The sequence below is a fragment of the Nonomuraea gerenzanensis genome (genome assembly GCF_020215645.1).
Taxonomy (GTDB): domain Bacteria; phylum Actinomycetota; class Actinomycetes; order Streptosporangiales; family Streptosporangiaceae; genus Nonomuraea; species Nonomuraea gerenzanensis.
This window is the reverse complement of sequence record NZ_CP084058.1, coordinates 658,315-670,538: the sequence shown is the minus strand read 5'-3', so window position 1 is coordinate 670,538 and position 12,224 is coordinate 658,315. Positions and strand designations below refer to the sequence as shown.

Here is a 12,224-nt window from a genome sequence, read left to right as displayed (position 1 = left end):
GCAACTTCCGGCGGCCCCTCGGTCTTCCGCACACACGCGACATGCATGGAAGGACTTCACCCTAATGTTCAAGAGAATGCCCGGCGACGAGCCGCACCGCATCGTCTCGACCACCCCTGACACGGCGGTGGTCTTCAAACCGGCCGTGGTGCAGACCCCGGCCATCATCACTCTGGTCATCTTCATCGCCCGGTTCGTAGCCGGCCTCTTCCGTCTGGTCTGGCGGCATCCCGTCGCGCTGGCGGCGATCGCCGTTCCTACTGGGCTCTGCCTCGTGTACGGCTGGCGCGTCGCGCTGCTGCTCGTCGTTCCCGCTCTCGTGGCCATGGGCGCCTGGGCGATCCTCGACAGGCCGACGTTCGCGCGGTGCATCGGCTGGCGGCTGGTCGCCTTCGCACGCTGGTTCTGGATCTATCGGCGGCACTGGCAACCGGTCATGACCGTCGCCGGGCTGGCTCGGCACATACGCGGACGAGAGTACGTTCCGCGGCTGGTCAAGGTCACCTCCGACTCCTGGGCCGATCGGCTCACCGTCCGCATGCTCGACGGCCAAGCGGTCAAGGACTGGTCCGACAGGATCGAGAACCTGTCCCACGGCTTCGGGTCGGAAAGTTGTCGGGTCGCGGTGGCCAGGGCCGGTCAGCTCGTGCTGACCTTCCCACGTCACGATCCGCTGGCCACGCCGATTGCAGCGCTACCGATCCCGGATACCCCGACTGTCGGGGCGGTCGAGATCGGCAGGCAAGAGGACGGCTCGCCGTGGCTCCTCCGGCTGCACGGGACTCATGTCCTCGTCGCCGGGGCCACGGGGGCGGGCAAGGGCTCGATCATCTGGTCAGCGATTCGTGGCCTCATGCCTGCCATGCATGCGGGCCTGGTCGAGATCTGGGCGCTCGATCCGAAGCTGATGGAGCTGTCGTACGGCAGGGCTCTCTTCGGCGGCCGGTACGCGGCTGATCCCGCTGACTGCGCTGACCTGCTCGACGAGGCCGTGAGTGTCATGCAGAAGCGTGCCGCTCGCTTCGCCGGGATTCAGCGATCACACACACCCACTCTCGACGACCCGTTCGTTCTGGTCGTGGTCGATGAGGTGGCCTTCCTGACCGCCTACCAGTCCGACAGGCAGCTCAGGCAGCGCATCTCGGCTGCTCTGGCCACGCTGACCACTCAGGGACGCGCGGTCGGCGTTGGCGTCCTGGCGGCTCTCCAGGACCCTCGCAAGGAGGTCATGAACATTCGCAACCTCTTCCCGGACAAGATCGCTCTACGGCTCGACGAATCGGAGCAGGTGGACATGGTGCTCGGTGACGGGGCTAGAGATCGCGGTGCGCTGGCCGATCGCATCTCTCCTCGTCCAGAGCGGGGAGCGGGCGTCGGGTACGTGCGGCTGGAGACCAGTCCTGATCCGATTCGCGTCCGGGCCGCGTACGTCTCCGACGATGACATCCGCGCGATGGTCGGTGAGGTCCGATGACACTGGCTCACTTTCTCGACGGCCTCCGCTGCGCCTCCTGCGGCGTGCTGAATGTCCTCTGGCTCGACGCGATGCGCGGCCTGGTCGAGTGCTCCGAGTGCGGACAGATCGCGCTCACGTTCCCCGAGGTTGGAGAGGAGGTTCGTTGATCGACCGCAAGACTCCGCGAGCCATCCGCATGGCTCAACCGCTCGCCCGCGACGTGGCCGAGGAGATCGCCAAGCTTCACGGCGTCTGCATCCGTCCCGTGGCGCTCAAGCGGCTCGACATGACGACCGGCAAGTCAGAGATCGTCGATGTCCCGTGCGGCTCGCCGCTGGATAGCAAGTGTCCTCCGTGCGCCAAGCGCAACCGGCAGCTTCGGATGGCGCAGTGCCGGGAGGGATGGCACCTCGATGAGGAGCCGATCATCACGCCCGACAAGGCGACCGATGGGCAGCGCTGGCTCGTCGAGTTCCGGGCCGACATGCAGGCCAAGCGCGACGAGGAGGAAAAGGCCGGCGGCGACACCTCCGACTTGGACGCTGTGCTCACCGGGCTCGACGTCGAGATCAACGAGGCCGGGATGCGCGGGAACGTGCTGGGCCGCACGGGCTCCAAGCGGGTCCGCTCGACCAAGCGCCGCCAGGACGCACCTGACCTGCCCAAGCGGAAGATGGCCAGCACGACCCTGGGCCGGACCTTTGAAGGGGCGGACGGCAAGACCTACCGGCCTTCTCTGTTCGTCACGCTCACCCTGCCGAGCTACGGCAAGATCATGAATGGCGCTCCCGTCGATCCGGACACGTACGACTACGTTCGGGCGGCTCGTGACGCGCTGCACTTCTCCAAGCTCGTGGACCGGTTCGTGCAGAACCTTCGCCGGGTCGCTGGCTACGACGTGCAGTACTTCGCCACGGTGGAGCCTCAGAAGCGACTCGCCCCGCACCTGCACATGGCCGTCCGGGGCACTCTGCCGCGCGCCGAGATGAAGCAGATCGCGGCGGCGACCTATCACCAGGTCTGGTGGCCTCAGGCCGATGAAGCCCGTTTCGAGGGTGACCACCTGCCCATCTGGAACGACGGCTACGTGGACCCCGACACGGGCGAGGTCCTGCCCACCTGGGACGAAGCTCTCGACCAGCTCGGCGACGAGCCCATGCACGTGATCCGCTTCGGCGATCAGGTGGACGTCAAGGGCGTGCTCGCCGGGTCGCCGGACGCCGATCAGTGCATCCGGTACCTGTCCAAGTACCTGACGAAGAGCCTCGGCGAGACCCTGGACGGTCAGGCTCAGCGGGAGCACGCGGCCCGCTTCGTCGATGCCCTTCGCTACGAGCCGTGCTCACCGACCTGCCCGAACTGGCTCCGGTACGGCGTTCAGCCCAAGAACGCCAAGCCGGGGATGGTTCCCGGCCGCTGCCGGTCCAAGGCTCACAAGCCCGAACACCTCGGCTACGCCGGTCGCCGGGTCCTCGTCTCCCGGAAGTGGAGCAACAAGACGCTCGCCGAACACAAGCAAGACCGCCGCACCTGGGTTCTGGAAGCGCTCGGCCAGGCCGACGAACCCACCGACCCACACCGCTACGTCTGGCAACCGGTCAGGCCGGGCGATCCCGAGGTCGCTCCGATCGGCGTCCGGCTCCTCAGGTCCATCGCCGAACGGCAGCGATGGCGCGCTCACCTGAGGCGGCTCGAAGAACTTTCGGCAACTCCGCAGGCAGCCTGAGAGGAGGAGATCTTGGACCAACTGTTCACCGTCCCGGAAGCGGCCGAACTGCTCAGCACCTCGGTTCGCTTCGTCCGCCGACTGATCGCCGAACGCCGGATCGAGTTCGTCAAGGTCGGGCGGCACGTCCGCATCCGAGAGTCCGCACTGATCGCCTTCGTCGTCGCTGGGACCGTCGCGCCCATGACGACCTTCGACGCAACCGGGAGGGCCGCCTGATGGCCAACAAGGAGAACCACCGCCGTTTCGGCAACATCCGCAAGCGGGAGTCCGGGCGGTACCAGATCCGCTATCCCGCACCGGACGGCCGGATGCGTACGGGCACCGACACCTACGAACGCAAGTCCGACGCGGAACGGGCGCTGTCACTCATCGAGGCACAGATCATCAAGGGCGAATGGAACGATCCAGAACGCGGCAAGGTCAAGCTGCGCGACTACGCCGAAACTTGGATCGCCCAACGCCCCGGCCTGCGTCCCCGGACCGTCGATCTCTATCGCTGGCTGCTCAAGAAGCACATCACGCCACATCTCGGCAGCGTCCCGATAGCCAAGATCAGCACTTCGGCCGTTCGGCAGTGGCGGGCTGACCTGCTCGACAACGGAGTATCGGTGAGCATGGCGGCCAAGGCGTACCGGCTGCTGCGAGCCGTACTGATGACCGCCGCCGACGACCGCGTCATCCCACAGAATCCGTGCCGGATCCGCGGAGCAGGCGACGAGCACGCACAAGAGCGTCCCGTGCTCACTGTCTCCCAGGTGTTCGAACTGGCCGACCGGGTCGGGCTACGTCCGATCGGCAATGTCCGCAAGATCAAGGACGGGGCATACCGGCTGCGCTTCCAACGGCACGGCGCGATGCGTACCCATCCGGAGATCTTCCACGCGCGTGCGGCGGCTGAGCGTGCACTGTGGAAGATGGCCATGGATGGAAAGGCCGACTCCACCCAGGACCGGAGGTTCCGTGCGATGGTGCTGCTGGCCACCTTCGCGAGCCTGCGTTGGGGTGAGGTCAGCGCACTACGCCGGATGGACGTCGATCTCAAGGCACGTACGGTCCGCGTCCGGGTCGCCTTCGTCGAGCGCTCCGCAAGCGGGCTGGTGCTGGGACCTCCCAAGTCCAAGGCCGGACGCCGGACGGTCGGCATCCCACAGAGCATCGTCCCCGTCCTGCAAGAGCACATGAACACCTACGTCCAGGACGAGCCGGGCGCCCTCATGTTCCCAGCGGCCAAGGGCGGCCCGATACGCCGCAGCGGCTTCAACACCCGCACACAATGGGTGGACGTCGTCTCGGAGATGGGCCTGCCGGGACTCCACTTCCACGATCTGCGGCACACGGGCAACATGCTGGCCGCCGAGTCCGGCGCGGGCCTCAAGGACCTCATGGCTCGCATGGGGCACGACAACGTACGGGCGGCCATGATTTACCAGCACGCGGTCAGAGGAGCCGACGAGGCGATCACTAACGCCATCGATCGGCAACTCGAAGCACGGGACGATGACGACGACGAGGGCACGGCGGGCGCGCTGGTCCCAGCAGGGTGATCAAGAGCTAATGGCCCGTTAATGGCCCGCGAAGATCGAACAAGTCCGGAAACAATCAAGGCCCGGGTCGGGATTCATGTCCCTACCTGGGCCTCACCAGTTGGAGCGGGTGACGGGAATCGAACCCGCGCTGTCAGCTTGGGAAGCTGATGTTCTGCCATTGAACTACACCCGCGCGAACCACGAAGGCTGCGCCCCCCACTGTAGCGGAAACTTGCCCCACAACAGCAATCCCAGCCCCACACTCTTCGGACCAGACCGGTAAGTTGCTCACCGTGTTGCTATCTGACCGTGACATCCTCGCTGCGATCGAAGCCGGCCGCCTGGGCATCGACCCGTTCGACCCGGAGATGATCCAGCCGTCCAGCATCGACGTACGGCTCGACCGCTTCTTCCGGGTGTTCGAGAACCACCGGTACCCGCACATCGACCCGTCCGTCGAGCAGCCGGATCTCACGCGGATGGTGGAGCCGCAGGGGGACGAGCCGTTCATCCTGCATCCGGGTGAGTTCGTGCTGGCCTCCACCTACGAGGTCGTCAGTCTGCCCGACGATCTGGCGTCGCGGCTGGAGGGGAAGAGCTCGCTGGGGCGGCTGGGGTTGCTGACGCATTCGACGGCCGGGTTCATCGATCCGGGGTTCACCGGGCACGTGACGCTGGAGCTGTCGAACGTGGCGACGTTGCCGATCAAGTTGTGGCCCGGGATGAAGATCGGGCAGTTGTGCGTGTTCCGGCTCAGCTCTCCCGCCGAGCACCCGTACGGGTCCAGCAAGTACGGCTCGCGTTACCAGGGGCAGCGGGGCCCCACGCCGTCCCGGTCGTTCCGGAACTTCCACCGGACGACGATCTGAACAAAGATGAACAGTAGATGAACACTCGGGGACTCCCGGGTGTCTTCACCCGCCTCTTCATGCCCGGGTGAGGGGTTACGGGCGGCTCCAAAGTAGGCGCTAGCAGCAAAAAACCGCCTAAAACTACGCGGTTCAGCGGTGTCGTACAACATACGTCGGGTAGCCAGTAGGCGAAGGGGACATGAAGTTCGCATTTCGCCTGGTTAGCCATACCCTCTTCCACGGACCATCCCCGCACATCTGGAGAACGACGTGCGTCTGCGTCTCACGCCACGTGAGGACAGCTACTACGACCTGTTCGCCGACTCGGCGAACAACCTGGTCACGGCATCCCGTCTGCTGGTGGAGATCATCAGTGACGGCTCGGACAGGGAGGCCCTGGCCGAGAAGATGCGCGCCTGCGAGCACGCCGGCGACGAACGCACCCATGCGATCATGAACCGGCTCAATGAGAGCTTCATCACTCCGTTCGACCGCGAGGACATCTACCGGCTGGCCTCCAACCTCGACGACGTGATGGACGCCATGGAGGCCGCCTCCGACCTCATCGTCCTCTACCAGCTCGACCACCTCCCCAAGGACGTCGTGCGCCAGGTGGAGGTGCTGGAGCGGGCGGCCGAGCTGACCGCCGAGGCGATGCCGCGCCTGCGGTCGATGAAGAACCTCAACGAGTACTGGATCGAGGTCAACCGCCTGGAGAACCAGGGCGACCAGGTCTATCGGAGGCTGCTGGCCAAGCTGTTCAGCGGTGAGTACGACGCTCTCACCGTCATGAAGATGAAGGAGGTCGTCGACGCCCTCGAAGAGGCGGCCGACGCCTTCGAGCACGTGGCCAACACCGTCGAGTCGATCGCGGTCAAGGAAAGCTAGGCCCGACAGTGGACCTCACGCTCGGCCTCGTCATCGGTGTAGTCGTCATCGCCCTGGTCTTCGACTACACCAACGGGTTCCACGACGCGGCGAACGCGATCGCCACCTCCGTCTCGACCCGGGCCCTGACCCCCAGGGCCGCGTTGTTCATGGCCGCCGCCATGAACTTCATCGGCGCCCACCTGGGCACCCAGGTCGCCCAGACGGTGGGCAAGGGCATCATCGACGCTCCGGACGGCTCCCACGGCCTGGTCATCGTGGCCGCGGGACTGATCGGGGCGATCACCTGGAACCTGATCACCTGGTACTTCGGCCTGCCCTCCTCCTCCAGTCACGCGCTCATCGGCGGCCTGGTGGGCTCCGCGCTGGCCTCGGCCAGCGTGGTGCACTGGGACGGCGTCCTGGAGAAGGTGGTCATCCCGATGATCCTGTCACCGCTGGTCGGGTTCTCCCTGGCCGCGTTGATCATGATCGCAATATATTGGATCTTCCGCAACAGCCAGCCGGGCCGGACCAACCGCGGCTTCCGCTACGCGCAGACCGTCTCGGCCGCCGCCATGGCGCTCGGGCACGGCCTGCAGGACGCGCAGAAGACGATGGGTGTCATCTTCCTGGCGCTCGTCGTCGGCGGGTTCGCCCAGCCCACGGACCCGATCCCGCAGTGGGTGATCCTGGCCGCGGCCGGGGCGATCTCGCTCGGGACGTACGCGGGCGGCTGGCGCATCATGCGCACGCTGGGGCGGCGGATCATCGCGCTGGACCCGCCGCAGGGGTTCGCCGCGGAGTCGGCGGCGGCGACCGTCCTGTACGGGGCCGCCATCGGGTTCGGGGCGCCCATCTCTACCACGCACACGATCACCTCGGCGATCATGGGTGTGGGCGCCACCAAGCGGCTCAGCGCCGTGCGGTGGGGCGTGGCGGGCAACATCGTGACCGCCTGGATCCTGACCATCCCCGCCGCCGCGATCGTGGCGGCCGTCTCCTACTTCATCCTGCACGCCATCGTCGAGTGATCACGCGGGAGCGTACATCACGTCCACGTCCCACCGGTTGAACCCGAGGGACTCGTACAGCCTGATCGCCGCCGTGTTGGTCTCGTCCACGTACAGCATCGCCTGGGCGAGACCACGCGAGCGCAGGTGGTTCAGGCCCGCCAGCGTCAGCGAGCGGCCCAGGCCGGTGCCCTGCTGGGAGGGGTCCACGCCGACCACGTAGACCTCGCCCAGCGGCTCGTGGCCGTGGTCGGAGGAGCCGTGGATCTTCGTCCAGTGGAAGCCGGCCAGCCGGTCGCCGCGGAAGGCCAGGATGAAGCCCTCGGGGTCGAACCAGGGCTCCTGCTCGCGCAGCAGCAGGTCGTCCATCGTCCACGCGCCCTGCTCGGGGTGGTGGGCGAAGGCGGCGGCGTTCACCTTGAGCCAGGCCTCCTCGTCGCGCCCGGGCACGAACGCGCGCAGCGTCACCCCGTCCGGGAGCGTGTAGGACGCCAGCGGGGCGAACAGGGAGCGGCGCATCTGCCACAGGGAGCGGACCCGCTCGAAGCCGAAGGACGCGGCCAGCGCGCCCGCTCCGGCGTGGTCGCCGTGCGCCCACAGCCGCACGGTGCCTCCCGTCAGCTCCAGCACGGCACGCAGCAGCCGCGCGCCATGGCCCTGCCTGCGGTGGGCGGGGTGGATGACCAGCTCCACGCTCGGGCCCTCGACCTCGTCGGTCGGGTCCACGTGCGCGTAGCCCGCCAGCGTGCCGTCGTCGGTCGACAACAGCAACGACCTGGCGTGCGGATCACCGCCGTAGCGGAGATGGAGCATCACGTGCTCGTTGAGCGGGCGGACGCCGTCCGCCTCGGTGGCCTTCTCGACGACGTCCAGCACCTCGGCGACGTCACGGTCGCCCAGCCGTTCCCTGATCTTCACGTGCGCACCCACAGGTCGAACTCTAGGCGTACCAATGGCGAACAGTGCCATCAGGTACTCCCGTCAATCGTTACCTTTGAGACATTTGTTGCATAGCGTCACGCCGTAACGTTCCTGTCATGACGTCACGCACCCTCCTCCGGCTGCTCTCGGCCGGAGCCGCGGCCGCGGCCGGGATCGCCCTGGCCGTGGCACCCGCCGTCGCCTCCAGCGGCAGCCACGGCGACCGCGGCGAGCACGGCAGGCAGACCGTCCCGGTCCGCCTGCTCAGCATCAACGACCTGCACGGCAACCTGGAGCCCCCGTCCGGCTCCTCCAGCCGCATCCTCGACCCCGACGGGCCCCTGGTCGACACGGACGGCACCCTGACCGGCATCGCCGGCGGCAAGTACTCGATCGCCGGCGGCGTCTCGTACCTGGCGACGCACATCAAGCAGGCGCAGAACAGGAACACGCTGCTGTTGGCAGCCGGCGACCTGATCGGCGCCTCCCCGCTGATCTCCGCCGCCTACCACGACGAGCCCACGCTGGAGGTGCTCGGCTCGCTCGGGCTGGACACCACGTCCGCGGGCAACCACGAGTTCGACGAGGGTTACACCGAGCTGCGGCGCCTCATGAACGGCGGCTGTCACCCCGTGGACGGCTGCTCGCCCGCGGGTGAGTGGAAGGGCACCGACTTCGACTTCCTCGCCGCCAACGTGCTGAAGGAAGGCACGGACCAGTACGCGCTGCCGCCCTACTACGTCAAGACGATCAACGGCGTGAAGGTGGGCTTCATCGGCCTGGTCACGGCGACGACGCCGACCATCGTCACCGCCGAGGGCATCAAGGGCCTGCAGTTCACCGAGGAGGTCGCCGCGGCGAACAGGGCCTCGGCCCATCTGGCGCGCAAGGGGGTCAAGGCGCAGGTCGTGCTGGTGCACGAGGGCGACTCGATCACGCCGAACCAGAGCCCGGACGCCTGCTCGGTGAACACCGCGAACGCCGGCTCGCGCATCGCCAGGGAGCTGAGCCCGCAGATCGACCTGGTCATCAGCGGCCACTCGCACCAGGCCTACATCTGCAAGACCGCCGACCCGGCGGGCCAGGACCGCTACTACACGCAGGGGTCCTCCTTCGGGCGGGTGCTCACCCAGATCGACCTGCAGATCGACAAGCGCACCAAGGACGTGATCCGGTCGTCGGTGCAGGCCGACAACAAGGTCGTCACGCGGACGGTCACGCCTGACCAGCAGGTCGAGCAGCAGGTCCAGGCGTGGAAGGCGCGCAGCGCCGAAGTCGCCGACCGCAAGCTCGGCACGATCACAGCTGACATCTCCAACGTGGTCAACAACAGCTCTGCCGCGACCACGAAGCCGGAGACGGCGCTCGGCGACCTCATCGCCGACTCCCAGCTCGAAGCCGCCAAGGCGGGCGGTGCCGAGATCGCGCTGATGAACCCCGGCGGCATCAGGACGTCGCTGACGTACGCGCAGAAGGGCTCGGAGGGCGACGGCGTCGTCACCTACGGCGAGGCGTTCGAGGTCCAGCCGTTCAGCAACATCGTGCAGGTCAGGACGTACACGGGGGCGCAGCTCAAGGCCCTGCTGGAGCAGCAGGTCTGGACGCCCAACCCCACCACGGGCGCCATCTCGCACCGCATCCTGCAGGTGTCGTCCTCGCTCACCTACACCTTCGACACGACCAAGCCGGTGGGCTCGCGCGTGTCCGACATCAAGCTGAACGGGACGCCGGTCACGGACACCCAGTCCATCAAGATCGCTGCGAACAACTTCCTCATGGGCGGCGGCGACGGCTTCTCGGTGTTCACGCAGAGCAGCGACACGTGGAGCGGCCCGATCGACCTGGACACGTTCACGGCCTACCTGGGCGCCCACTCGCCCATCAGCCCCTCTCCCGCCGACCGGATCACCTTCATCAAGTGACCCGCTGACGAGCGCAGGCCCCCGCCCGCCGCGGCGGGGGCCGTGCCTAACGCTCCCAGCGCAGCCACTTGCGCGCGATCTCCGTCTCCAGGTCCACCCCGTGATGGCGGGCCATGAGCAGCACGTGGCAGATCACGTCGGCCAGCTCCGCCCGGAAGTCGGCGTCGAGCTGCGCGCCGGTGCGCCCTTTCGTCCTGGCCCTGCCGGTGAGCATGAGGAACGCCTGCGTCAGCTCGCCGACCTCCTCCTGCAGCTTGAGCAGGAACCAGGTGTCGTCGCGCTCGATGCCGAGGTGATCGGCGTACCGCCGTGAGATGGACTCGATCTCCTCGGAGAGCTCGCGCAGGTGCATGCCGCCGAGTCTAGGCCGCTGCTCAGCCGCGGTGCAGCGGAAGGACGGCGACGAACCGGGCACCCGGCCCGTGGTCGGCGACCATGAGGCTGCCGCCGTGCGCCGTGGCGATCTCCCGCGACAGGGGCAGCCCGAGGCCGCTGCCGCCCTTGTCCTTGGCCCTGGCGCTCTCCAGCCTGGTGAACCGCTCGAAGACCCGTTCCCTGTCCTCCGGCGCGATCCCGTCGCCGTCGTCGGTGACCGTCACGACCACGCTGTCCCCCCGTACCGTCACCCCGACGTCGATCCTGGACGCGGCGTGGCGCGCGGCGTTGTCGAGCAGGTTCGTCAGCAGGCGGTCGAGCTGGACGGGCGAGCCGAACACCGGCGCCGACGCGCAGGCGTGCAGGTGGATCGGCACCCGGCCGCCCGCGCGGCGGCTGATCTGCTCCTCGGCCACCCGGCACAGGTCCACCACGCGGCGCTGCGTGACCGCGCCCGCGTCGAGCTTGGCCAGCATCAGCAGCTCGTCGATGATCCCGGTCAGCCGGTCGGCGGCGGCCAGCGCCCGCGCGCCCGTGGCCGGCCAGTCGGTCTCGTCGGGGTAGTCGTTGGCCACCTCCAGCTGGGCGCGCAGGGCCGAGATGGGGCTGCGCAGCTCGTGCGAGGCGTCGGCGACGAAGCGGCGCTGGGTCTCGGCCGAGCGTTCCAGGCGGTCGAGCGTGTGGTTGGTGGTGTCGGCCAGGTCGGCGATCTCGTCCCCCGTGGGCGGTACGGAGACGCGCCGGCTGAGGTCCTGGCCGGTGATCTCGGCCAGCTCGGCGCGCACGCGCCCGACGGGCCGCAGCGCGAAGCTGACCGCGGCCCAGGTGAGGACGGCGACGATGACCAGGATGAGCGGCGTGCCGACGAACACCATCAGGTGGATCCACATCAGCGCCCTGTCCACGTCGGCGAGCGAGGAGGCGGCCTGCACGGTGACGGGGCCCCGCGGCGAGCGCACGGTGATGGCCATGAGCAGGTGGCGGCTCCTGGGCTCCTCCGGGTGACGGGCCAGGTCCAGCTCGGTGGTCTCGACGGACTCCGGCCTCTTCGGTCTGAACGCGTCGACCCGGGCGTCCTGGGGGAAGGCCGTGCTGCTCGCGAGCACCTCGCCGGTCTGCGACAGCGCGCGCAGGAGCTGGACGCGCGCCGGCGTGCGCAGCTCCGCCGGCAGGGTTCCGGTACGCGCGTCGCTGGCGACCCGCCGGATGGCCAGCTCCACCCTGGTATGCACGGCACCGTGCAGGTTCTCCGGCACGGTGGCCAGCGTGAGGGCCGACGCGCCGAGGAAGACCGCCGCCGCCACCAGCGTCGCCGCCGTGGTCATCCGCGCCCGGATCGAACGCGGCAGGAGCGCTCCGATCGAGCGCGGCAGGAACCCGCCGATCGAGCGCGGCGGGAGCGCTGCGGCCGAGCCCGGATGGAGCCGTCGTGTCAATCCCGTCCCGCCTTCCTGTCCTCACTGTCTGTGACATTTACCCGCCCCTGACGCGCGCAACATGACCGACGGATACTCTCCGTACTTGTTTCGCTCCAGGCGATTCCGCTGACGGCGTGCACGCCTTC

General features: G+C 68.0%; 11 protein-coding genes and 1 tRNA gene. 8 read left to right on the top strand and 4 right to left on the bottom strand.

The window, feature by feature from the left end; genetic code table 11:
• Positions 1-64 precede the first annotated feature (64 nt).
• From LCN96_RS03405 to LCN96_RS03390, 4 genes are all read left to right on the top strand, one after another.
• Positions 65-1,474 carry an FtsK/SpoIIIE domain-containing protein gene (locus LCN96_RS03405; protein WP_372513647.1) on the top strand — a complete coding sequence of 470 codons (1,410 nt, stop codon included), beginning with the start codon at positions 65-67 and terminating at the stop codon, positions 1,472-1,474.
• A gap of 178 nt (positions 1,475-1,652) precedes the next feature.
• Positions 1,653-3,182 (top strand): helitron helicase-like domain-containing protein, encoded by a 1,530-nt coding sequence (locus LCN96_RS03400; protein WP_225275915.1) that lies wholly within the window; start codon positions 1,653-1,655, stop codon positions 3,180-3,182.
• A 12-nt stretch (positions 3,183-3,194) separates the two neighbouring features.
• A complete protein-coding gene (locus tag LCN96_RS03395; RefSeq protein ID WP_225271124.1) occupies positions 3,195-3,401 on the top strand; it encodes a helix-turn-helix domain-containing protein in 207 nt (68 codons plus the stop codon).
• Positions 3,401-4,729, top strand: a complete 1,329-nt coding sequence (locus LCN96_RS03390; protein ID WP_225271123.1) for a tyrosine-type recombinase/integrase — start codon at positions 3,401-3,403, stop codon at positions 4,727-4,729. Before LCN96_RS03395 ends, LCN96_RS03390 begins: the two co-directional genes overlap by 1 nt.
• Positions 4,730-4,830: 101 nt before the next feature.
• Here LCN96_RS03390 and LCN96_RS03385 read toward each other — a convergent pair.
• Positions 4,831-4,904: transfer RNA gene (locus tag LCN96_RS03385), tRNA-Gly, on the bottom strand.
• Between the two features lie 100 nt (positions 4,905-5,004).
• On the opposite strand from LCN96_RS03385, the gene dcd reads away from it, so the two are divergent.
• From dcd to LCN96_RS03370, 3 genes are all read left to right on the top strand, one after another.
• Positions 5,005-5,580, top strand: coding sequence for a dCTP deaminase (gene dcd / locus LCN96_RS03380; protein ID WP_225271122.1), 576 nt, complete (start codon positions 5,005-5,007; stop codon positions 5,578-5,580).
• Positions 5,581-5,832: 252 nt separating this feature from the next.
• Positions 5,833-6,450 (top strand): DUF47 domain-containing protein, encoded by a 618-nt coding sequence (locus LCN96_RS03375; RefSeq protein ID WP_043625094.1) that lies wholly within the window; start codon positions 5,833-5,835, stop codon positions 6,448-6,450.
• 8 nt (positions 6,451-6,458) lie between these two features.
• Entirely contained in the window at positions 6,459-7,463 is a 1,005-nt protein-coding gene (locus LCN96_RS03370; protein WP_225271121.1) for an inorganic phosphate transporter, read from the top strand.
• Here the strand turns inward: LCN96_RS03370 and mshD are convergent, their stop codons facing one another.
• Positions 7,464-8,372: a mycothiol synthase gene (gene mshD / locus LCN96_RS03365; RefSeq protein ID WP_225271120.1), complete on the bottom strand. Its 909-nt coding sequence runs from the start codon at positions 8,370-8,372 to the stop codon at positions 7,464-7,466.
• A 107-nt stretch (positions 8,373-8,479) separates the two neighbouring features.
• Between mshD and LCN96_RS03360 the strand changes: the two genes are divergently transcribed.
• Positions 8,480-10,285 (top strand): bifunctional metallophosphatase/5'-nucleotidase, encoded by a 1,806-nt coding sequence (locus LCN96_RS03360; RefSeq protein ID WP_225271119.1) that lies wholly within the window; start codon positions 8,480-8,482, stop codon positions 10,283-10,285.
• Positions 10,286-10,331: 46 nt separating this feature from the next.
• Here LCN96_RS03360 and LCN96_RS03355 read toward each other — a convergent pair whose 3' ends face one another.
• Together LCN96_RS03355 and LCN96_RS03350 are read right to left on the bottom strand one after the other, a co-directional pair.
• Positions 10,332-10,637: a nucleoside triphosphate pyrophosphohydrolase family protein gene (locus LCN96_RS03355; protein ID WP_225271118.1), complete on the bottom strand. Its 306-nt coding sequence runs from the start codon at positions 10,635-10,637 to the stop codon at positions 10,332-10,334.
• A gap of 22 nt (positions 10,638-10,659) precedes the next feature.
• On the bottom strand, positions 10,660-12,096 hold the full coding sequence (locus tag LCN96_RS03350; RefSeq protein WP_225271117.1) for a sensor histidine kinase: 1,437 nt from the start codon (positions 12,094-12,096) through the stop codon (positions 10,660-10,662).
• Positions 12,097-12,224: the final 128 nt, after the last annotated feature.

What these genes read in the sequence shown, in the direction of transcription:
- LCN96_RS03400 (WP_225275915.1), top strand. Translation starts at nt 1,653, where the DNA reads ATGGCTCAACCGCTCGCCCGCGACGTGGCCGAGGAGATCGCCAAGCTT.
- LCN96_RS03355 (WP_225271118.1), bottom strand. Translation starts at nt 10,637, where the DNA reads ATGCACCTGCGCGAGCTCTCCGAGGAGATCGAGTCCATCTCACGGCGG.
- LCN96_RS03360 (WP_225271119.1), top strand. Translation starts at nt 8,480, where the DNA reads ATGACGTCACGCACCCTCCTCCGGCTGCTCTCGGCCGGAGCCGCGGCC.
- LCN96_RS03390 (WP_225271123.1), top strand. Translation starts at nt 3,401, where the DNA reads ATGGCCAACAAGGAGAACCACCGCCGTTTCGGCAACATCCGCAAGCGG.
- LCN96_RS03405 (WP_372513647.1), top strand. Translation starts at nt 65, where the DNA reads ATGTTCAAGAGAATGCCCGGCGACGAGCCGCACCGCATCGTCTCGACC.